The sequence below is a fragment of the Pseudoxanthomonas sp. genome (assembly GCF_051953815.1).
In the GTDB taxonomy this organism is placed as follows: domain Bacteria; phylum Pseudomonadota; class Gammaproteobacteria; order Xanthomonadales; family Xanthomonadaceae; genus Pseudoxanthomonas_A.
Map to the genome: position 1 here is coordinate 242,413 of NZ_JBQCIJ010000036.1, position 20,236 is coordinate 262,648.

The window sequence follows — 20,236 nt, forward strand, 5'->3', positions numbered from 1 at the left end:
GGGCCTCTTGATTGAGCGGGTTCCCGGGCGGGGAACGAAACAGGAAAGCGTTGAAAAGGGGATGTCAGCCCGACAATCGCGCCAGCGCGGCATCCAGCGCGTAGCGATAGCTGTCGGCACCGAAGCCGCATACCACCCCGATCGCCAGATCGCTGAAATAGCTGTGATGGCGGAAGGGTTCGCGGCGATGCGGGTTGGACAGGTGGATTTCGATGAAGGGCAGGGCCACCGCCGCCAGCGCGTCGCGCAGGGCGACCGAGGTATGGGTGAAGGCGGCCGGGTTGATCAGGATGAAAGCGGTGCCGTCGGTCCGCGCGGCCTGGACCCGGTCGACCAGCAGGTGCTCGGCGTTGGACTGGAAGCTGGCCAGGTCATGGCCAGCCGCCTGCGCCTGCGCCAGCAGCGCGGCGTCGATGTCTGCCAGCGTGGCATGCCCATAGACCTCCGGCTCGCGGGTGCCGAGCAGATTGAGGTTGGGGCCATGCAGGACCAGCAGCTTTGCCATCGGGTGCTCCAGCGGGAGGGCGGCAGTCTGCGCGAACCCGGCGATCCTGTCCAGATCGCCGAAGTTGTTGGCGTTTTAAACAAATGTTTGAATTCCGCGTCCTCGCGCGCGCAAGGCTTGAAACACGGGCTTCCCGTGCAGGAAGGAGCCGCGCGGACCGGGGCCTGGCCGCTCCCGGTGCCCGCGGCCACTCGACTCGCCGCCCGGGCGGTCCGGGGAGCCCGGGGAAGCCGTTCGTGGCAGGTTCGAAGACGATCCGCGCAATCCAAACCTTCGGGCCGCTTCGCGCATCCGATTCTCCGGCCTATACGACAACAGGGTGGATGATGCGCGGAGGGATGATGCTGGCGGCCTGCCTGGCCTGTACGACCCCGCTGCCGGCGCGGGCCCAGCAACCCGATCTGACCGGCCTGGATGACGGGATGGTGGGACCGAGGACCCGGATGCTGGTGCTCGGTTCGGTCCATCTGCGGGAGCAGAAGGACTTCAGGGCGGAGGCGCTGGCCCCCTTGCTGGACAAGCTGGCCGCCTTCGGGCCGGAGGTCATCACCATCGAGGCGATTGGCGGGGAGCAGTGCGACCTGGCCGCGCGCCATCCCGCCGTCTACGGGGAGGACTATTGCCAGGGCACGGACAAGGCGCGGGCGGCCACCGGCCTGGACATACCCGCCGCCCTGGCCGGGGTGAACAAGGCGCTGGCCGCCTGGCCTGCGAACCCGACTCCCGCGCAGCGCCGGCATCTGGCCGCGCTGTTCCTGGCCGCCAGCGATCCCGCTTCGGCCTATGTGCAGTGGTTGCGGCTGCCGGCGGGCGAGCGCCGGGTCGGTGATGGTCTGGACGACGCGCTCGTGCAGGCGCTGCGGGAACTGGAAACGCGCAACAACGAGAGCTTCCAGATTGGCGCGCGGCTGGCGGCGACCCTGGGCCTGGAACGCGTGCATCCCATCGACGACCACACCGGCGACAGCCATCAGCTGGCGGACACCAAAGCCTTTGGCGAAGCGGTGATGGCGGCCTGGAAAACGGATCGCACGCAGCTGGAGAAGGTCATCGCCGAACAGGACCGCCTGGTGAAGGCGCCGGATCTGCTGCCGCTGTATCGCTACATCAACCAGCCCGGGACCCTGTGGGTGTATGCGGAGAACAACCTGCGTGGTCCGCTGCGCGCCGACTCGCCGCAGCACTACCCGCTGATCTGGGTCAACGGCTGGGAAATCCGCAACCTGCGGATGGTGGCCAACATCCTGGAGACCGTGCGCGACCGACCGGGACGGCGGGTGCTGAACATCGTCGGCGCATCGCACAAGCCGTGGTTCGATCAGTGGCTGGGGCAGATGCCGGGGGTGACCCTCGTGGATGCGCAGGCGGTGCTGAAGTAGAGGTGCAGTGGATTTGCGGGGTGCGGGGAGGAAAAAGCAAATCCCCCTCCATCCCCCTTTTTCGCTTTCAACCGCCGAATGGCGGGTCAAGGGGGAGGCAAGAAGTTCGCCCTGGTTCTGATAGCCCCATTTGCAAAAGGGGGTGGGCACCCGCGTCAGCGGGTGACGGGGGATTTGCTTTGTGCGGAAAAGCAAATCTCCTCAATCCCTTTTCTGGAAGGCAACGCTAGTGCTTAGCCGCCCAGGTCGTGATCTCGCCTTCCACGAACGGGCCGATCTTCTGCTTGAGGATGCGGCCGTCGGCGCCGACCAGCACGGTATAGGGCAGCACGCCCTTGGCGTTGCCCAGCCACACGCTGCTGTCGGCCGGACCGGGCGTGTCCAGCAGGATCGGATACCGCACGGGAATCCTGCGCAGGAAATCGTTCACGCCTTCAGGGGTGTCCAGCGCCAGGCCGACCACCTGTACGCCGTCGGCGCCCTGCTCGCGGGCGAAGCGATCCAGCTCCGGCATTTCCTTGATGCACGGGCCGCACCAACTGGCCCACACGTTGATCAGCAACGGGCGTCCGCGGTACGTCGCCAGATCGATCGTTTTTCCGTCCGGACCGGGCAGGGCGATGTCCGGCATCGGATCGCCCACCTTCGCGGGCGTCACGCCGGGTGGCGGTGCGGGCGCGGTCGCGTCGGCGACGGTCTGCAGGGCCTGTTGCCCGGGACCGGTGCGCCAAAGCCAGCCGCTGTCGAAGGCATGGCTGGCGAGCAGGCCGAGTCCAGCCGCGGCCACCGCCACCCACAGCACGCGCGCGGTGGTGACCTTCATCGCGCGGCCCTCGCCAGCGCGTCCTCGACCATGGATTGGGTCAGCACGGTCGGCAGCACTTCGCCTTCGCCGCCGTTGCGCGGATACACCACGTACAGCGGAACGCCGACCGCGCCGTGTTCCTCGAGGTAGGCGGTGATGGTCTCATCGACATTCGTCCAGTCGCCGCGCATCAGCACGCCATCGGCGTCGGCCAGCGCCTTGCGGAAAGGTTCGCGGTCCAGCACGGTCTTCTCGTTGGCCTTGCAGGTCACGCACCAGTCGGCGGTGATGTCGACGAACACGACCTTGCCCTCGGCGCGCAATGCGGCCAGGCGTTCGGGCGAGAAGGCCACGCTGTCCTGCGCACCGGCGGGCGCGGCGCGTTCGGGCAGCGGCAGGCGATGCGCCATCACCAACGGCGCGACGGCCGAAGCCAGCACCAGCAGCGCCAGCGCGCGCTGCACCGGCGCGGACCGCCAGCGCAGGCGCTGCAGCCACCATGCCGCCAGGGCCAGCAGCACCAGGCCGACCAGCACCAGCGCCACCGCGTCGATGCCGCGCTGGCGGCCCAGCACCCACAGCAGCCACACCGCGGTCAGGTACATCGGGAAGGCCAGCGCCTTCTTCAGCGTTTCCATCCAGGCGCCGGGACGCGGCAGCCGGTTGGCCAGCGCGGGGATGAAGCCGATCAGCAGGAACGGCAGCGCCAGGCCCACGCCCAGCATCAGGAACACCAGCAGCGCCAGCGGCACCGACGCGGCGAACGCGAACGCCAGCGCCGCGCCCATGAACGGCGCGGTGCACGGACTGGCCACCACCACCGCCAGCACGCCGGTGAAGAAATCGCCCGCCGGGCCGTGCCGGCGCGCCAGTCCATCGCCCGCGCCAGCCAGTCCGTAGCCGATCGCGAACACGCCGGACAGGCTCAGGCCGACCGCGAACAGCACATACACCAGCACGCCGATCACCAGCGGCTGCTGCAACTGGAAGCCCCAGCCCAGCGCCTGGCCGGCCGCGCGCAGCGCGATCGCCACGCCGCCCACCGCCAGGAAGCTCAGCAGCACGCCGGCGGTGTACCAGAGCGCGCGCGCCTTCGGCCGATCGCCGCTGGCCAGGGACAGCGCCTTCAGCGACAGCACCGGCAGCACGCAGGGCATCAGGTTGAGGATCAGGCCGCCGCCCAGCGCCAGCAGCAGCGCCAGCCACAGGCTGGTCGGGGTACGCGAGGCGCGCCGCAGCGCATCTTCCGGCGGCAGCGTGCGCGGCACGTCGGTGGCCGCGTTCGCGGCGACGTCCGGGGTCGCGCCGCCGCGGTCGGCAGCCGCGTCGGCGACCATCGGCGTAGCATTCGTCGCGGGCGACGCCGCCGGTGCATCGGCGCCGGCCGCGGCTTCGGCGGGCGGGCTGACCTTGCCGGCGGGAATCGACAGCGCGATGCGGTGCGTCATCGGGGGATAGCAGATGCCGCCGGTCTGGCAGCCCTGGAAGGTCACCCGCAGGGTGGCCTTGGCGGCCCTGGCGTGTTCGCGGACCAGCGGCACCGGCACTTCGGCCTGATCGAAGTAGACGATGACGTCGCCGAAGTGTTCATCGTGGTAGGCCTGCCCCTTCGGCCAGCGCGGTTTCTGCAGGCCGATGCCGGGCGCGCCTTCCAGCGCCATCGAAGTGCGGTCGCGGTAGACGTAATAGCCACGCGCCGGGGTGAAGCGCAGCAGCAGCTGGTTGCCGTCGAAGGCGATGGCTTCCACCGCGAAGGCGCGGTCCTGCGGCAGCGGCGCGGCATCGACCCCACCCTTGCCGCCGCCCAGCAGCGACGAGGCGCCGCCACCGGTCAGCGAACCCAGCGGCACGAAGCCGCCCGCCTCATTCGCCGCCGAGGCCGCGCCGCCGGGCAGGTCCACGGTGAGGCTGCGGACCTGCGGCGGATAGCAGATGCCGGCATCGGCGCAGCCCTGGTATTTGACCTTGAGGGTGACCGAATCCGTGTCCGCGCCGGCCTCGCCGGGCAGGACCGCGGTCAGGCTGCCGCGATAGGTTTCCACATCGCCGAAGAACTCGTCCCGGTAGGCCTTGCCCTTGGGCAGTTGCAACGGCCTGGCGGTGAAACCGCCGGCGCTCACCTCGACGCCGGTGCGGTGCCGGTACAGGTAATAGCCGTCGGCGATTTTCCAGTGCACCTCGATGCGGTCGCGACTGGGCGCGGTGACCGTGGGGATGAACACCTCGTCGACCGGCGGCAGGTCCTGCGGGCGGATCTGGGCCTGCGCGGCGCAGGCGGAGGACAGCAGGCCCAGGGCCAGCAGGCGGGACAACCACGTCATCGGTCAGGGTTCCTCACGGGGCTCGCTGGTCTCCGCCGTCACCCACGCCAGGTAGGCGGGCAGGCCGGCGGCGGCTTGGACCGCCAGCAGTTCGGGGAGTTCGTAGGGATGCAGTTCGGCCAGCCGGGCCGCCAGCGCGGGCAGGCGCGCGGCGGTGGTCTTGATGATCAGCTGGACTTCGTCGGCGGTTTCCACCGCGTCCCGCCAGCGGTAGACCGAGGTCATCCCGGGCAGGAGGTTCACGCAGGCCGCCAGCCGTTCTTCCACCAGCGTCCCGGCGAGGCGCCGGGCGCTGTCGGCATCGGGGCAGGTGCAGAAGGCGAGCAGGACGGACATAGGCCGGCGATTATCGCAGACGCCTCCCTGATCCCCGGTCCAAACTTTTTCCGCGGCCAGCTCTTGAAAGGCTCCGGCCGGACCCCATTTCCGTGCAATCCCGGTTCGCCGGGGTTTGTTTGCCCGCGTTGCTGGCACTCTCCCTTTCCGAGTGCTAACATCGCCGCCCTTTCCCAGTCCAATCAATCACTTAAAGAGGATTGAAATGAGCAATATCAAGCCGCTGTACGACCGCGTGGTCATCAAGCGTATGGAAGAAGAGAAGCTGTCCGCTGGCGGCATCGTGATTCCGGACTCGGCCACCGAGAAGCCGATCAAGGGTGAAGTCGTCGCCGTCGGCGAAGGCAAGGTCCTGGACAACGGCAACGTGCGCGCCCCCAAGGTCAAGGTCGGCGACAAGGTCCTGTTCGGCAAGTACAGCGGCACCGAAGTGAAGCTGGACGGCACCGACTACCTGGTCGTGAAGGAAGACGACATCTTCGCGATCCTCGGCTGAGCCGCGGACTCCGCATCCTTTTTCCAACCCCTATTGAATTGAGGTAATCGCAATGGCTGCCAAGGATATCCGTTTCGGCGAAGACGCCCGTTCGCGCATGGTGCGCGGCGTCAACGTGCTCGCCAACGCCGTCAAGGCCACCCTGGGCCCGAAGGGCCGCAACGTCGTGCTCGAGAAGAGCTTCGGCGCCCCGACCATCACCAAGGACGGCGTCTCCGTCGCCAAGGAAATCGAACTGGCCGACAAGTTCGAGAACATGGGCGCGCAGATGGTCAAGGAAGTTGCTTCCAAGACCTCCGACAACGCCGGTGACGGCACCACCACCGCCACCGTGCTGGCGCAGGCGCTGATCCGCGAAGGTTCCAAGGCGGTCGCCGCCGGCATGAACCCGATGGACCTCAAGCGCGGCATCGACAAGGCCGTGGTCGCCGCCGTGGCCGAGCTGAAGAAGATCAGCAAGCCCACCGCCGACGACAAGGCTATCGCCCAGGTCGGCACCATCTCCGCCAACTCCGACGAGTCGATCGGCAACATCATCGCCGACGCGATGAAGAAGGTCGGCAAGGAAGGCGTGATCACCGTCGAGGAAGGCTCGGGCCTGGACAACGAACTGGACGTCGTCGAGGGCATGCAGTTCGACCGCGGCTACCTGTCGCCGTACTTCGTCAACAATCAGCAGTCGATGACCGCCGATCTGGATGACCCGTTCATCCTGCTGCACGACAAGAAGATCTCCAACGTCCGTGACCTGCTGCCCGTGCTGGAAGGCGTGGCCAAGGCCGGCAAGCCGCTGCTGATCGTCGCCGAGGAAGTGGAAGGCGAAGCGCTGGCCACCCTGGTGGTCAACACCATCCGCGGTATCGTCAAGGTCGTGGCCGTGAAGGCCCCGGGCTTCGGCGACCGTCGCAAGGCGATGCTGGAAGACATGGCCGTGCTGACCGGCGGCACCGTGATCTCCGAGGAAGTCGGCCTGTCGCTGGAGAAGGCCACCATCAAGGATCTGGGCCGCGCCAAGAAGGTGCAGGTCTCGAAGGAGAACAGCACCATCATCGACGGCGCCGGCGACACCTCCGCCATCGAAGCCCGCATCAAGCAGATCAAGGCGCAGATCGAAGAGACCTCTTCGGACTACGACCGCGAGAAGCTGCAGGAGCGCGTGGCCAAGCTGGCCGGCGGCGTGGCCGTCATCAAGGTCGGTGCCGCCACCGAAGTCGAGATGAAGGAAAAGAAGGCGCGCGTCGAAGACGCCCTGCACGCCACCCGTGCGGCCGTCGAGGAAGGCGTGGTCCCGGGCGGCGGCGTCGCCCTGATCCGCGCCAAGGCCGCCATCGAAGGCCTGAAGGGCATCAACGAAGACCAGACCCACGGCATCCAGATCGCCCTGCGCGCGATGGAAGCCCCGCTGCGCGAAATCGTCACCAACGCCGGCGAAGAGCCCTCCGTGATCGTCAACAAGGTCAAGGACGGTTCGGGCAACTTCGGCTACAACGCCGCCAACGGCGAGTTCGGCGACATGGTCGAGTTCGGCATCCTGGATCCGACCAAGGTCACCCGCACCGCGCTGCAGAACGCCGCGTCCATCGCCGGCCTGATGATCACCACCGAAGCGATGGTGGCCGAGGCCCCGAAGAAGGACGAGCCGGCGATGCCGCCGGGCGGTGGCATGGGCGGCATGGGCGGCATGGATTTCTGATCCGGCTTTCCACGCAGTACCGCGACACCGGAAAACCCCGCCGCAAGGCGGGGTTTTTTTTGCCCCGGGGGCGTCAGCGGAAAAGGTGAGGCGAGACGAACGGCGCGATCCATCGTGTGGGAAGCACGGGAGGAACAAGCCGGCTTTGCACACTTGGTCGGTATCGAGGACAGGTTGCCGCACGCGTGGCGGCATCGGGTTTTCGCCTATATGATTAGCCGCCTAATCATTTTACGGGAAGTCCGATGCTGGAAACCAAGCACCAGGCTCTTCTGGCGGAAGCGCAACGGCACGGACGGCCGGATCTGCATGGCCTGCGCCTGTGTTTCCAGGTGCTGTCGCTCGCCGCTGCCATCGATGGCGACTGCGCCGCGCGGCTGGCACCACATGGCCTGAGTGAAGGCCGATTCATGGTGCTGTTCCTGCTGCGTGGCGCCGGAGAACCGCTGTCGCCCCATCAGTTGGCCGAGCGCGCGGGAGTCACCCGTGCGACCATTACAGGCTTGCTGGACGGGCTCGAACGAGAAGGCCTGCTCGAGCGCCGGGCCGATGGAGGGGATCGCCGGCGCGTCTACGTGCATCTGACGTTGGGGGGGCGGCGGCTCGCCACCCGCCTGTTCGAGCAGCACACCCGCTGGATCGCCAGCCTGTTCGAAGGATTCTCCGCGACCGAACGCAGACAGCTGGGCACGCTGCTGGAGCGGGTCTGGCGCCGCACCGACCTCGGCGCCGGTCAGTTGGAGGATGGCGCATGAGCGTGGCGAAGAAGCAGATCCCGCCCGTGCGGCTGGCGCAGCTTAATACGGGACAGGTGGCCACTGCCGATCTGTCCGAATGTCTGGCAGTGGATTTCGCCGTGTTGATGCGGGCTACCGTGCCGGATCTGCCAGCGACGGCGACCGGCGAATTGCAGGCAGCGGCGGCGACCGGGATCACGGCGCGCATGACGCTGGCCGCACGGTTGTTGCGACAGCACGGCGTGGACATGGAAACGCTGCGCGGACATCCCGCCGACACCGTACGGGGCTGGGCGTGCTACCTGGCAGCCGTTGAAAAGGATGTGGCGTTGCCGACGAAGCTGGAGCGCATGCGGCCGCTTGCCGATGATCCTCATTTCGGCGTGCGCGAATGGGCCTGGCTCGCCCTGCGCCAGAACATCATCGCCGCACCGCTCCTGGCAATGGAACATCTATTGCCGTGGACGGCCGCACCATCAGCCAACCTGCGGCGCTTCGCCTGCGAGGCGCTGCGGCCGCGCGGGGTATGGAGCGCGCACATCGCACTGTTCAAGGAGGAGCCGCGGCAAGCGCTGCCGTTGCTGGAAGCGCTGGCCGCGGACCCCTCCCGCTATGTGCAGGATTCGGTCGCCAACTGGCTCAACGACGCCGGCAAGACCCGGCCCGATTTCATCCGCGAACTCGTCGCCCGATGGGCCGAAACACATACGGGCGACGCCGGCGCCTACATCCGCAAGCGCGCGCTGCGCAACTTGACCTGAAACCGGCATCAAAGGAGAGCCCATCTATGTCCCACACCCTGATCGAGTTCTACACCGCTACCTCCGCCTGGCAGGCCCTGGACGCCACCGGGCGCGAGGCATTCTTCGCGCGTATCGCCGAAGGCATGCAGGCATTCGCACCCGGCGCGGTGACGCCTCTGGCCATGGGGCCGGTGGACCGCCAACTGCCGCACGCCGCCCCGGCCGACTACTTCGCGGTGTGGTGCTGCGCGGATGCGGCGGTGGTGCGACAACTGGTCGATGCCATCACGAACAGCGGCTGGCATGACTACTTCAGCACCGTCAACGCGGCTGGTGCCAGCGAAGATCTGGCGGCCCATCTCCGGGCGCTGGCCTCCGCGTAGAGCGTGTGGCCGGTCGATCCGCACCGGTTGCGGGAGCGAGGTCAGGGCCCTAATGTCCGCTTTCCGGGACCTTGTTGGGCGGTAGCGCGCGCGGTGGCGACTGACGTCGCTCCTACGGGGAGCCGGAGGACCCTTGCAAATGAAACATTTTGCGTCGCGGCAAACCTGTGTTATCAATACGGCCCAATGAACGCAGCCCGCGCCAGCTTTTACTTTTGGTACTACTTTCCGATGCCGCTGGCGGAGGAAGGACTGCGCTCACCCTGACGAAACGTTCAGACGCATTCCCGAAAGCCGCCAGCGAACCTGGCGGCTTTTTTGCTTCCAGGACTGGCGACATCGAAACAGACAACGAACCTGGAGATTCAACGATGGCGCCCCACACCGACGATCTGCGCATCCGCAAGCTGGAACCGCTCACGCCTCCCGCCGAGGTGATCGCGGAACTGCCGTGCGATGAAGCCGTATCCGAAACCGTGACCCGCAGCCGGCAGGCGCTGCACGAGATCCTGCATGGCCGCGACGACCGCCTGGCGGTGGTGATCGGCCCCTGTTCCATCCACGATCCCATCGCCGCGATGGAATACGCACAGCGCCTGCGTCCGCTGCGCGACGCGCTCGCCGGCGAACTGGAAATCGTCATGCGGGTGTATTTCGAGAAACCGCGCACCACGGTGGGCTGGAAGGGCCTGATCAACGATCCCGGCCTGGACGGCAGCTTCCGCATCAACGAAGGACTGCGCCTGGCGCGCGGCCTGCTGCGCAACATCAACCGCCTCGGCCTGCCGGCCGGCTGCGAGTACCTGGACACCACCTCGCCGCAGTACATCGCCGACCTGGTGGCGTGGGGCGCGATCGGCGCACGCACCACCGAGAGCCAGATCCATCGCGAACTCGCCTCCGGCCTGTCGTGCCCGGTCGGCTTCAAGAACGGCACCGACGGCAACGTGAAGATCGCCGCCGACGCGGTCAACGCGGCTTCGCATCCGCATCATTTCCTGGCCGTCACCAAGGAAGGCCGATCGGCCATCGCCGCCACCACCGGCAATCCGGATTGCCACGTGATCCTGCGCGGCGGCAAGGCGCCGAACTACGACGCCGACAGCGTCGAGGCGGCCAGCCAGGTGCTGGCGAAGGCGGGCCTGGCGCCGCGCCTGATGATCGACGCCAGTCACGCCAACAGCCTGAAGAATCCCGAGAACCAGCCCGCGGTCATCGAGGACATCGCCGCGCAGATCGAAGCCGGCGAGACCCGCATCATCGGCGCGATGATCGAAAGCCACCTGGTCGCCGGTCGCCAGGATCTGGTGCCCGGCCAACCGCTGGCCTACGGGCAGAGCATCACCGACGGCTGCATTGGCTGGGACAGTTCGGTCGCCGTGCTGGAGCGCCTCGCGGCCGCGGTGCGCCGCCGCCGCGACCGCAACGTGTCGCAGGCGGCCTAGACGAAAACAGGACGGATCGCGGGAGCGGCCCGGACGCGCAGCAATCCGTTCTCCTCCCTCCGGATTGCGGGCGCCATGCCGGGGCCGCTCCTGCGCGAAGCGAAGGGCAGGAGCGCCCCGGTGCGCTCAGTGGACTTCGTCGCGATAGACGAACTTCGGCACGTCCCAGTTGTAGCGGATCGCCAGCAGCCGCAGCAGGAAACCGCCGCCCAGGCAGCCCAGCGTGGCGGTGGATTCGTTCACTCCCGCGTGGAGCAGCAGCAGATAGGCCGCACCGGTCAACAGCGATACGCTGGCATACAGCTCCTTCTGGAACACCAGCGGAATCTCGTTGCACAGCACGTCGCGCAGCACGCCGCCGAACGTGCCGGTGAGCATGCCCGCGATCACCGCGATGACCGGCGCATGCCCGGCTTCGCGCGCGATGGCGCAGCCGATCAGGGTGAACGCGACCAGGCCCAGCGCGTCCAGCCACAGGAACGCCTGGCGCAGGTGGTGCATCCAGCGGGCGACGAAGGTGGCGACGATGGCCGCGCCGATGGTGTAGCCCAGGTACTCGGGGTGTTTCACCCAGCCCAGCGGATAGTGGCCCAGCACGATGTCGCGCAGCGAACCGCCGCCGAGCGCGGTCACCGAGGCGATGATGACGACGCCGAACAGATCCATCCGCCGACGGCCGGCGGACAGCGCGCCGGTCATGGCTTCGGCGGTGATGGCGACGAGATAGATCAGGGACAGCAGCATGGCAGGCCTCCGGAAGGGCAGTGGCCGGTGCCGGCGCGATCCACGCGCATGCCATCCACGCGTTTGTGGCGCGCGCGACAAGAAGCCTGGTTCGTGACCGGAATCCGGTGCCGCTCCCGCTGTCCTTTTGCCTGAGAGTTCGGCGGCATGGGCCGCTTGCCCCTTCGGCGGGTCATCGAAGACCTCTCTCCAGATCGGCTTGGATGGACGCAGTGGATGGTTGCGTGATGGCAACCGGGCCTGAGCGATTATGGGAGCCTGCGCCTTCGGCGGGAGCCGTGCGGCTCCACTCTCCTGCGTCCGGCGCGCACTTTAGCAGAGCCGGATGTGAAAATGCCGGCTTTCCTGGTCCCCCCGTCGCCATGATCGCCTACGCACTTCGCTCCGAAACACCCGCCGACCCGCCCGCGATCCGCGCCCTGATCACGCAGGCCTTCGCGGGGGCCGAACACAGCAGCGGCACCGAGGCGGCGATCGTCGATGCCCTGCGCGCGCGCGGCGAACTGATCCTCTCGCTGCTGGCGGAGCAGGACGGGCGGCTGATCGGACACGTGGCGTTCTCGCCGGTCGCCATCGACGACGGCACGTCGGGCTGGTATGGACTGGGGCCGGTGGCGGTGGCGCCGGATCGGCAGGGCGCGGGCGTGGGCGTCGCGCTCATCGAAGCCGGCCTTGCCCGGCTGCGCCAGGCCGGCGCGGGCGGCTGCGTGGTGCTCGGCGATCCCGGCTACTACGCGCGCTTCGGTTTCGCGCACGACGCCACGCTGCGTTACGAAGGCGCGCCGGCCGAGTACTTCATGGCGTTGACCTTCGATGGCGGTCGGCCTCAGGGGGCGGTCAGTTACAGCGTGGCGTTCGAGGCGTCGGACACCGCGCGGGACTGATTGCCCCGACGGTGAATTTCTTCCCCTTCCAGGAAGGGGAATTGAGGCGGTGAGCGGCCATTCGGTCGTTGGAAACGTGGGCTTTGCGCCAAGAGCAAATCCCCCGTCGTCCGCTGCGCGGACGCCCGCCCCCTTTTTCAAAGGGGGCTCTCGATGTCGAAACGTGTGATCTGCCTCCCCCTTCGGAGAAGGGGGACCGAGGGGGATTGCTCTCTCAGCCCTTCATGCTGCCCGTCTCCAGCCAGCGCTGATGCCAGGACAACGCCTCGGGCAACAGATGCGGGGTATGGCGACCGTAGCTGGCGTGCAGGGCGCGTTCGTAGTAGTCCGTCAGCAGATCACGGTAGTCCGGATGCGCGCATTGGGCGATCAACACGCGCGCGCGCTGCTTGGGTGACAGTCCGCGCAGATCCGCCAGGCCCTGCTCGGTGACGATGATCGAGACGTCGTGCTCGGTGTGATCCACGTGGCTGACCATCGGCACCAGCGATGAGATGCTGCCGCCTTTGGCGACGCTGGGACTGAGGAAGATCGACAGGTAGCCGTTGCGGGCGAAATCGCCGGAGCCGCCGATGCCGTTCTGGATCCGCGAACCCATGATGTGGGTGGAATTGACGTTTCCGTACAGATCCGCTTCCACCATGCCGTTCATGCAGATGCAGCCCAGCCGGCGCACCAGTTCCGGATGGTTGGAGATTTCCTGCGTGCGCATGACGATGCGTTCGCGGTAGAAGCCGATGTTCTGCTTGAAGACCTCGTTGGCTTCCGGGCTCAGGGCGAAACCGGTGCACGAAGCGCTGCGCAGGACGCCGTCGCGCAGCATGTCGAGCATGCCGTCCTGGATGACCTCGGTGAAGGCGGTCAGATCGCGGAACCCGCTGGCCGACAGACCCGCCAGCACCGCATTGGGAATGTTGCCCACGCCGGACTGCAGCGGCAGCAGGTTGGGCGGCAGGCGACCCTGTTTCACCTCGTGCTGCAGGAATTCGATCAGGTGCGCTGCGATACGCTCGCTGGTGGCATCGGCGGGATTGAACGGACTGTTGCGATCCGGGCCGTGGGTGCGCACCACCGCGACGATCTTGTCCGGATCGCAGCGCAGCGCGGTGTCGCCGATGCGGTCGTCCGGATGGAACAGCGGAATCGGCTTGCGGTGCGGCGGCAGCGCGGTGCCGTAGTAGATGTCGTGCATGCCGTCCAGCCCTTCGGGCTGCCAGTCGTTGACCTCCACGATCACCTTGCGGGCCAGGTCCAGCCAGGTCTTGTTGTTGCCCAGCGAGGTCGATGGCACCAGCGCGCCGTCCTCGCGGATGGCCGAGGCCTCGACCACCGCGGTGTCGATCGCGCCGTAGAAACCGAACCAGGTGTGCTGGGCGACGTGGCTCAGATGGGCGTCGATGTATTCCAGCGTGCCGGCGTTGATGCGCTGGCGCGTGTCCGGATCGCTCTGGAACGGCAGGCGCAGGGCGATGCCGTCGACCTTGGCCAGCGCGCCGTCCAGTTCCGGCGCGGTCGAGGCGCCGGTGAGCAGGCGGATCTGGAACCCGCGTCCTTCCGAGTGCCAGCGCTCGATCCGGCTGGCCAGCGCCAGCGGCACTTCCTTGGGATAGCCCGACCCGGTGAACCCGCTCATGGCCACGGTCTCGCCGGGCTGGATGTGCGCGGCGGCTTCTTCGGCGGAGACGACGAGTCCGCGCAGGCGCGGATGGCGGATACGATCGCTGGACATGCGGGAGGCGGAGAGCGGAAAACGCGCATTATCGCCCCGCCGGTCCGCGCCGGGGTCTAAGACCATCGGGGAATCCACAGCCCGCGATTTTCCAGGTCCGGTGGTTCGGGCATGCTGTGCGCATGAACAGGATGTCGAATCACGGGGACGCTTCCCGTTGGAATGCCGCGCGGCGCTGGTCGCTGCGAATGGTCCTGGCCTTGCTGGCCGTGTACGCGCTCTACCTGGCCGCGGCCAATCTGTGGATCAACACCGCCTGGGGCGAGCGCACGCTCAACCGCAAGCCGGAGAAATTCCAGATGCACTGGGCCGGTGGACACAGTTGGTGGCCGGGACGGGTCACCCTGCGCGAGGTGCGCTTGCAGGGCCAGGTCCGGCGCGTCGCCTGGCAGGCGCAGGCGGGGCGGGTCCGTGGCCGCATCGCGTTGTGGCCGCTGCTGGGACGCGAACTGCATGTGCCGTGGCTGCAGGCCGACGAAGTGCGCGGCAATATCCATCGCGCGGCGCGCGAACTGCCGGTGCCGCCACCGGCCGAAGGTGGCTGGGTGCTGCGCTTCGACCGCATCGCCAGCGACAGCGTGCGCCAGGGCGAATTCGATGGCCTGCGGCTGGAGGGCGACGGCAGCGCGCGGGTCGGTTTCGTCAAGCAGTTGCGTGGCGGGCCGATGGAACTGCTGCCGTCGCGTGCGACCTTCCACAAGGCTCGGCTGGTCCGCGACGGCGAGGAGGTGCTGCGCGATGCCGAACTGGATGCCACCTTCGCGATCGCCCGGCACCGCCGCGAGGAAGCGCCCGGCCTGCGCAAGCTGCTCAAGACCGATGCGCGACTGAAACTGCGCGGCATCACCAGCGCCATCGACATCACCCCGGTGCCCGGTGGTGTCACCCTGAAACTGGTGCCTGGGCGCGGCCAGGCGCAGATTGATCTGGGTTTTTCCAAGGGCGCGTTGACGCCGGGCAGCCGCCTGCAGTGGAGCATGCCGATTGGCGGCCACGATGCGGTGGGCGCGACGCGCACCGATGCGCTGGGGATCGCGCTGGCGGTGGATCAGCGCGACATCGCCCTGCGGGTGAAGGCGCCGCCGCTGGCCGAAGGGAGGATGTCGGCGGATGCGGATCTGCGCCTGCGTGGACGCGAGATCCCGTTGGGCGATGTCGCGTCGCTGCTGCCACGCGCCTCCGGGCATGTGGTCGGGCGCTGGCGCTTCGCTTCGCTGCACTGGATCACCAGCCTGTTCCCGCAGACGCCCTGGCTGAAACTGGAAGGCGCTGGCGACGTCGATGCCGACGTGCAGGTGGTGGACGGCAAACTGGCTTCCGGCAGCCGCATCGGCGTGCCGGAAGTGGAGGCGGTGGCCGAGGTGATGGGCAATCGAATCCGCGGTCGCGCGCATGCCGACATCCGCCTGGACGCCGACGCCAAGGGGCGGTTGCTGCCGCGGCTGCGGGCGGTGATGGAGCAGTTCCATGTCGCCTCGGTGCGCGCGCCGGATCGCCCCTATGTGCAGGGCCGCAACCTGCGCCTGTTCCTCGATGCCGATGGCCAGTTGCAGGATCTGCGCAGGGCGATGCGCGGACGGGTGGTGTTCGACAACGCCAACGTGCCGGATCTGCGGGTGTACAACCCGTACCTGCCGCGCCGGCACATGCGCTTCGATGGCGGCGCCGGTTTCCTCAGCGGCGATCTGTCGCTGGATACCGCCGGCGATGTCGGCCAGGGTCGCCTGCGCATCACCGGACGCGGCGCGCGCATGCACCTGGCGGGGATCGATCTGCGCGGCGACGTGGACATCGGCCTGGCCCTGCGCCGCGCGGATCTCCGCCGGCGCGCGTTCGTCGCCGACGGCAGCACCGTGCAGTTCCGCAATCTGGGTTTCCGCGAGCCCGGCGGCGACGCGCGCAGTGGCTGGTGGGCGAAGCTGCGGCTGGATCGCGCGCGCCTGGACGTGGATCGACCACTCAGCGCCGGCGGCAGCGCGGCGGTGCAGATGAAGGACGTGGGTTTCCTGCTGGCGCTGTTTTCCCGCCAGAAGGATTACCCGAAATGGGTCTACCGGCTGGTCGATGCCGGCCAGGCCCAGGCCGACGGGCGGGTGCAGTGGCGCGACGATGTGCTGGTGCTGGATCGGGTGAAGGCCAACAACGACCGTTTCGACCTGCAGGCCCGGCTGCGCCTGCAGGGGCCGCGCCGCAATGGCCAGCTGTATGCGCGCTGGGGCGTACTGAGCGCGGGGCTGGAATTGCAGGACAATGCCCGTCGCTGGCATCTGGTGAAAGCCCGGGAGTGGTACCAGGGGCAGCCGGATCTGCTGCGGTGAGAACCGGTTTGCGCAGCTGAACGGTTTTGCCCCTATTCAGGTTCAGGGGGCGCGAATCGTGAAAGCGGTTACAGGATCAAGCCGGAAATTGGTCTGGCATCGGTAACATCCAAGCGGCACAAGGCTTTTGGAGAAAACGAGGTTCCACGCTCAAATGTACTGCCCGGTTCTGTTTTGCAGTGCAGCGTGCAAGCCCGATAACCGCTCCTTCACGATGGCCCCGCATCCCGACGTGGGGGAGGGAGCAAGCCCGCAACTGGCCTAGCCATTGCGGGCTTTTTTTATGTGCGGAATCCGGGATTGCGGACGACGGACCGTCTGGCCGCGGCAGGCGGGATCCGCAAGTGTGGATGCCTGCAATGCTGGATTCCGGCGGGTGCGGCAATCGCGGCTGCCGGTGGGGTGGGGGAGGCGTAGAATTCACGCCATGAACGAGTCCTCCCCGCGCCAGATTCCCCTCCAGGTCGTTTCCTCCGCCACCGCCACGCCCTCCGCCCCGCTGGAAACGGGCGTCAAGCAGTTGGGTGGCGACAAGATTTCCCGTTCGCCGGTGCAGTTCGCCGACGCGCCGGTGCTGCGCAAGCCCTCGTGGATCCGCGTGCGCATCCCCAGCGACGGCTCGGTGGCGCGATTGAAGGCCAAGCTGCGCGAGAACCGGCTGGTCACGGTGTGCGAGGAAGCCAGCTGCCCGAACATCCACGAATGCTTCGGCCATGGCACCGCGACCTTCATGATCCTCGGCGAGGTCTGCACCCGCCGCTGCTCGTTCTGCGACGTCGCCCATGGCCGGCCCAAACCGCCGGATGCCTCCGAACCGCTCAGCCTGGCCCATACCGTGGCCGACATGGGCCTGAAATACGTGGTGGTCACCAGCGTCGACCGCGACGATCTGCGTGACGGCGGCGCCCAGCATTTCGTCGATTGCATCGCCGCCATCCGCGAGCATTCGCCCGGCACCCGCATCGAGATCCTGACCCCCGACTTCCGCGGCAAGGGCCGCATGGACCGGGCGCTGGAGATCCTGGCGGTGAATCCGCCGGACGTGTTCAACCACAACATCGAGACCGTGCCGGACCTGTATCCCAACGTCCGTCCCGGCGCCGACTACCAGTGGTCGCTGACCCTGCTGCAGAAGTTCAAGCAGCAGCATCCGGCGCTGCCGACCAAGTCCGGCATCATGCTGGGCCTGGGCGAGACCATGGAGCAGGTGAAGGCGACCCTGCGCGACCTGCGCGCCCACGACGTGGAGATGGTCACCATCGGCCAGTACCTGCAGCCCACCGCGCACCACCATCCGGTGATGCGTTACTGGACGCCGGAGGAGTTCAAGGAACTGGAGGACTACGGCAACGAACTGGGCTTCAGCCATGTCGCCTCCGGCCCGCTGGTGCGCTCCTCCTACCACGCCGATCGACAGGCCGCCGAAGCGGCCGCCAGCGCCCGCAACACGGCTGCCGGCTGAACCGCGGGCGGGCCGGGGACGGTCAGCCGAAACAGGTTCACTTTTCTCTACGAGCCCGGGGTTAGGGTCTCTTCCGGCGGGCCCTTCCGCCTGCCGAAAGACAGGGATGACAAGCGCCGCAACTTTGGGCACTGTCTGACTGTCAGATTCCCCGCCGTTCTCCAGCAAGGCCACCTGGCCGCGAGTACCCGATGAAAGTGAAGAAAGTCCCCGCCGTCCTTCTGCTGTCCCTGGCGCTGGCCTCGCCGCTGGCGTTGCTGGCGCGTGGCGATGGCGACAACCGCGTCGCGCTGCCGACCGCGCCCACCGCGGATCAGGCCACCACCTCCAAACTGGTCTACGGCCTGCTGTCCGACAGTCGCTACGCCTACCGCCCGCGCGCGCTGGACGAGACACTGTCGGCGGACATCTTCAAGCGTTATCTGGACGCGCTGGACGGCGGCAAGCAGTTCTTCACCGCCGCCGACGTGGCCAAGTTCGGTGCCTACAAGACCCGGATGGGCGACGCGGTCCGCAGCGGCGAACTGGATCCGGCCTACGACATCTTCACCATCTATCGCCAGCGCGTGCAGCAGCGCGTGGCCTACGCGCGCTCGCTCCTGAAGCAGGACTTCGACTTCAGCGGCAACCAGCGCTGGGAATATGACCGCAAGGACGCGCCCTGGGCCGCCAGCACGCAGGAACTGGACGCGATCTGGAAGAAGTCGGTGATGAACGACTGGCTGCGCCTGAAGCTGGCCGGCAAGAAGCCCGACGACATCCGCAAGACCCTGGACAAGCGCTACGCCAACCTGCAGCGCACCGTCGACGAGTTCAAGAGCGAGGATGTGTTCCAGGCGTTCCTCAACAGCTACACCAGCGCGATCGATCCGCACACCGATTACTTCACCCCGCGCACCGCCGAGAACTTCAACCAGTCGATGTCGCTGTCGCTGGAAGGCATCGGCGCGGTGCTGCAGCGGCAGGACGATCTGGTGGCGATCCGCGAGATCGTTCCCGGCGGCCCGGCCGATCTGAGCGGCAAGCTCAAGGTGGGCGACCGCATCGTCGCGGTCGGCCAGGGCAAGTCCGGTCCGATGACCGACGTGATCGGCTGGCGCATCGACGATGTCGTCGCCCAGATCCGCGGCAAGAAGGACACCCAGGTCCGCATCGAATACATCCCGGTCGAATCGGGCATCGACGGCAAGCACGCCCAGGTCACCATCACCCGCCAGAAGGTCAAGCTGGAGGAGCAGGCGGCCAAGTCCGAGACCATCACCCTGCCGGCCGCCAACGGCGAGCCGCAGCGGCGCATCGGCGTGATCAAGCTGCCGGCGTTCTACCAGGATTTCGAGGGCCGTCGCCGCAATCCGAACGACTTCACCTCCGCCACCCGCGACATCGCCAAGCTGCTGGCCCAGTTCAAGGCCCAGAACGTCGACGGCGTGGTGATGGATCTGCGCGGCAACGGCGGCGGTTCGCTGGACGAGGCGGTCGAACTGACCGGCCTGTTCATCGACAAGGGGCCGGTGGTGCAGGTGCGCGAATCCGGCGGCCGCGTCACCGTCAACAGCGATCGCAAGCCGGGCGTGGCCTGGGACGGTCCGCTGGCGGTGCTGATCAACCGCGGTTCGGCCTCGGCGTCGGAAATCTTCGCCGGCGCCATCCAGGACTACGGCCGCGGACTGGTGATCGGCGAGACCAGCTTCGGCAAGGGCACCGTGCAGAACATGGTCGATCTGGATCGCTGGCCGGCCAACGAGACCGCGCGCTTCGGCCAGGTCAAGCTGACCATCGCCCAGTTCTTCCGCGTGGCCGGCGGCAGCACCCAGCACAAGGGCGTGGTGCCGGACATCGCGTTCCCGGTGAGCGTGGACGCCAGCGAGTACGGCGAAAGCACCTACGACAATGCCTTGCCGTGGACGCGCATCGCCGCCGTGCCGCACCTGCAGTACGGCAACTTCGCGCCGCTGCTGCCGCGCCTGCAGGCGCTGCACGCCGCGCGCTCGGCGAAGGACAAGGAATTCCAGTGGTGGTCGGAAGACGTGGCCCAGTTCCGTGCCGAGGCTGCCAAGAAGTACGTCTCGCTCAACGAGGCCGAACGCCGTGCCGAGCGCGACCGCCAGGAGGCGCAGCGCAAGCAGCGCCAGGCCGAGCGCAAGGCGCTGGGACTGGCACTGGACCCGCTGGCGGAGGACCTGGCCGATGACGGCCTGGGCGCTTCCGAGCGCGACATCGTGAAGGACGCGCAGCGCGAGAAACTGGCCGACAAGC

At 67.7% G+C, this 20,236-nt stretch carries 17 protein-coding genes and 2 riboswitches; of the genes, 11 read left to right on the forward strand and 6 right to left on the reverse strand.

The annotated features are described in order from the left end of the window. Window positions 1–64 precede the first annotated feature (64 nt). Window positions 65–505: a type II 3-dehydroquinate dehydratase gene (gene aroQ / locus ACTHN1_RS10475; RefSeq protein WP_440470881.1), complete on the reverse strand. Its 441-nt coding sequence runs from the start codon at window positions 503–505 to the stop codon at window positions 65–67. Window positions 506–843: 338 nt separating this feature from the next. On the opposite strand from aroQ, the gene ACTHN1_RS10480 reads away from it, so the two are divergent. Next, window positions 844–1,884, forward strand: a complete 1,041-nt coding sequence (locus ACTHN1_RS10480) for a DUF5694 domain-containing protein (RefSeq protein WP_440470901.1) — start codon at window positions 844–846, stop codon at window positions 1,882–1,884. A 226-nt stretch (window positions 1,885–2,110) separates the two neighbouring features. On the opposite strand, the gene ACTHN1_RS10485 is transcribed toward ACTHN1_RS10480, so the two are convergent. From ACTHN1_RS10485 to cutA, 3 genes are read right to left on the reverse strand one after another with little or no spacing between them, the layout of a single operon-like run. After that, window positions 2,111–2,707: a TlpA family protein disulfide reductase gene (locus ACTHN1_RS10485; protein ID WP_440470882.1), complete on the reverse strand. Its 597-nt coding sequence runs from the start codon at window positions 2,705–2,707 to the stop codon at window positions 2,111–2,113. Further along, the gene (locus ACTHN1_RS10490) at window positions 2,704–5,010 is read right to left on the reverse strand and encodes a protein-disulfide reductase DsbD family protein (RefSeq protein ID WP_440470883.1); all 2,307 of its coding nucleotides are present in this window, start codon (window positions 5,008–5,010) and stop codon (window positions 2,704–2,706) included. Before ACTHN1_RS10490 ends, ACTHN1_RS10485 begins: the two co-directional genes overlap by 4 nt. 3 nt (window positions 5,011–5,013) lie before the next feature. Beyond that, a complete protein-coding gene (gene cutA / locus ACTHN1_RS10495; protein WP_295381457.1) occupies window positions 5,014–5,346 on the reverse strand; it encodes a divalent-cation tolerance protein CutA in 333 nt (110 codons plus the stop codon). Window positions 5,347–5,551: 205 nt separating this feature from the next. Here cutA and groES point away from each other — a divergent pair, with 205 nt between their 5' ends. The 6 genes from groES to ACTHN1_RS10525 all read left to right on the forward strand — a co-directional run bounded on the left by groES (window position 5,552) and on the right by ACTHN1_RS10525 (window position 10,843). Next, window positions 5,552–5,842, forward strand: coding sequence for a co-chaperone GroES (gene groES / locus ACTHN1_RS10500; RefSeq protein WP_183640997.1), 291 nt, complete (start codon window positions 5,552–5,554; stop codon window positions 5,840–5,842). A gap of 52 nt (window positions 5,843–5,894) precedes the next feature. Further along, the gene (gene groL, locus ACTHN1_RS10505; protein ID WP_440470884.1) at window positions 5,895–7,535 is read left to right on the forward strand and encodes a chaperonin GroEL; all 1,641 of its coding nucleotides are present in this window, start codon (window positions 5,895–5,897) and stop codon (window positions 7,533–7,535) included. A 245-nt stretch (window positions 7,536–7,780) separates the two neighbouring features. Further along, window positions 7,781–8,290 carry a MarR family winged helix-turn-helix transcriptional regulator gene (locus ACTHN1_RS10510; RefSeq protein WP_440470885.1) on the forward strand — a complete coding sequence of 170 codons (510 nt, stop codon included), beginning with the start codon at window positions 7,781–7,783 and terminating at the stop codon, window positions 8,288–8,290. Then, a complete protein-coding gene (locus tag ACTHN1_RS10515; RefSeq protein WP_440470886.1) occupies window positions 8,287–9,033 on the forward strand; it encodes a DNA alkylation repair protein in 747 nt (248 codons plus the stop codon). Before ACTHN1_RS10510 ends, ACTHN1_RS10515 begins: the two co-directional genes overlap by 4 nt. A gap of 26 nt (window positions 9,034–9,059) precedes the next feature. Beyond that, window positions 9,060–9,398: a DUF6616 family protein gene (locus ACTHN1_RS10520; RefSeq protein ID WP_440470887.1), complete on the forward strand. Its 339-nt coding sequence runs from the start codon at window positions 9,060–9,062 to the stop codon at window positions 9,396–9,398. A gap of 371 nt (window positions 9,399–9,769) precedes the next feature. Then, the gene (locus ACTHN1_RS10525) at window positions 9,770–10,843 is read left to right on the forward strand and encodes a 3-deoxy-7-phosphoheptulonate synthase (protein WP_440470888.1); all 1,074 of its coding nucleotides are present in this window, start codon (window positions 9,770–9,772) and stop codon (window positions 10,841–10,843) included. Between the two features lie 126 nt (window positions 10,844–10,969). Here ACTHN1_RS10525 and ACTHN1_RS10530 read toward each other — a convergent pair whose 3' ends face one another. After that, entirely contained in the window at window positions 10,970–11,587 is a 618-nt protein-coding gene (locus ACTHN1_RS10530; protein WP_440470889.1) for a trimeric intracellular cation channel family protein, read from the reverse strand. 111 nt (window positions 11,588–11,698) lie between these two features. Continuing rightward, a riboswitch (glycine riboswitch) is annotated at window positions 11,699–11,790 on the reverse strand. Window positions 11,791–11,800: 10 nt separating this feature from the next. Next, window positions 11,801–11,894, reverse strand: a riboswitch (glycine riboswitch). A 55-nt stretch (window positions 11,895–11,949) separates the two neighbouring features. Here ACTHN1_RS10530 and ACTHN1_RS10535 point away from each other — a divergent pair. Continuing rightward, window positions 11,950–12,471, forward strand: a complete 522-nt coding sequence (locus tag ACTHN1_RS10535; protein ID WP_440470890.1) for a GNAT family N-acetyltransferase — start codon at window positions 11,950–11,952, stop codon at window positions 12,469–12,471. Between the two features lie 214 nt (window positions 12,472–12,685). Here the strand turns inward: ACTHN1_RS10535 and ACTHN1_RS10540 are convergent, their stop codons facing one another. Then, window positions 12,686–14,200 (reverse strand): acetyl-CoA hydrolase/transferase family protein, encoded by a 1,515-nt coding sequence (locus ACTHN1_RS10540; RefSeq protein ID WP_440470891.1) that lies wholly within the window; start codon window positions 14,198–14,200, stop codon window positions 12,686–12,688. Between the two features lie 188 nt (window positions 14,201–14,388). On the opposite strand from ACTHN1_RS10540, the gene ACTHN1_RS10545 reads away from it, so the two are divergent. The 3 genes from ACTHN1_RS10545 to ACTHN1_RS10555 all read left to right on the forward strand — a co-directional run. Next, window positions 14,389–16,518, forward strand: coding sequence for a hypothetical protein (locus tag ACTHN1_RS10545; RefSeq protein WP_440470892.1), 2,130 nt, complete (start codon window positions 14,389–14,391; stop codon window positions 16,516–16,518). A gap of 427 nt (window positions 16,519–16,945) precedes the next feature. After that, window positions 16,946–17,980 carry a lipoyl synthase gene (gene lipA / locus ACTHN1_RS10550; protein WP_440470893.1) on the forward strand — a complete coding sequence of 345 codons (1,035 nt, stop codon included), beginning with the start codon at window positions 16,946–16,948 and terminating at the stop codon, window positions 17,978–17,980. Window positions 17,981–18,171: 191 nt separating this feature from the next. Then, a partial coding sequence (locus ACTHN1_RS10555) for a carboxy terminal-processing peptidase (protein ID WP_440470894.1) occupies window positions 18,172–20,236 on the forward strand: 2,065 nt, incomplete at its 3' end.

Bases quoted from the DNA above. Each gene is read 5' to 3' on its own strand.
- aroQ (WP_440470881.1), bottom strand. From the start codon at position 505: ATGGCAAAGCTGCTGGTCCTGCATGGCCCCAACCTCAATCTGCTCGGC.
- ACTHN1_RS10480 (WP_440470901.1), top strand. From the start codon at position 844: ATGATGCTGGCGGCCTGCCTGGCCTGTACGACCCCGCTGCCGGCGCGG.
- ACTHN1_RS10485 (WP_440470882.1), bottom strand. From the start codon at position 2,707: ATGAAGGTCACCACCGCGCGCGTGCTGTGGGTGGCGGTGGCCGCGGCT.
- ACTHN1_RS10490 (WP_440470883.1), bottom strand. From the start codon at position 5,010: ATGACGTGGTTGTCCCGCCTGCTGGCCCTGGGCCTGCTGTCCTCCGCC.
- cutA (WP_295381457.1), bottom strand. From the start codon at position 5,346: ATGTCCGTCCTGCTCGCCTTCTGCACCTGCCCCGATGCCGACAGCGCC.
- groES (WP_183640997.1), top strand. From the start codon at position 5,552: ATGAGCAATATCAAGCCGCTGTACGACCGCGTGGTCATCAAGCGTATG.
- groL (WP_440470884.1), top strand. From the start codon at position 5,895: ATGGCTGCCAAGGATATCCGTTTCGGCGAAGACGCCCGTTCGCGCATG.
- ACTHN1_RS10510 (WP_440470885.1), top strand. From the start codon at position 7,781: ATGCTGGAAACCAAGCACCAGGCTCTTCTGGCGGAAGCGCAACGGCAC.
- ACTHN1_RS10515 (WP_440470886.1), top strand. From the start codon at position 8,287: ATGAGCGTGGCGAAGAAGCAGATCCCGCCCGTGCGGCTGGCGCAGCTT.
- ACTHN1_RS10520 (WP_440470887.1), top strand. From the start codon at position 9,060: ATGTCCCACACCCTGATCGAGTTCTACACCGCTACCTCCGCCTGGCAG.
- ACTHN1_RS10525 (WP_440470888.1), top strand. From the start codon at position 9,770: ATGGCGCCCCACACCGACGATCTGCGCATCCGCAAGCTGGAACCGCTC.
- ACTHN1_RS10530 (WP_440470889.1), bottom strand. From the start codon at position 11,587: ATGCTGCTGTCCCTGATCTATCTCGTCGCCATCACCGCCGAAGCCATG.
- ACTHN1_RS10535 (WP_440470890.1), top strand. From the start codon at position 11,950: ATGATCGCCTACGCACTTCGCTCCGAAACACCCGCCGACCCGCCCGCG.
- ACTHN1_RS10540 (WP_440470891.1), bottom strand. From the start codon at position 14,200: ATGTCCAGCGATCGTATCCGCCATCCGCGCCTGCGCGGACTCGTCGTC.
- ACTHN1_RS10545 (WP_440470892.1), top strand. From the start codon at position 14,389: ATGGTCCTGGCCTTGCTGGCCGTGTACGCGCTCTACCTGGCCGCGGCC.
- lipA (WP_440470893.1), top strand. From the start codon at position 16,946: ATGAACGAGTCCTCCCCGCGCCAGATTCCCCTCCAGGTCGTTTCCTCC.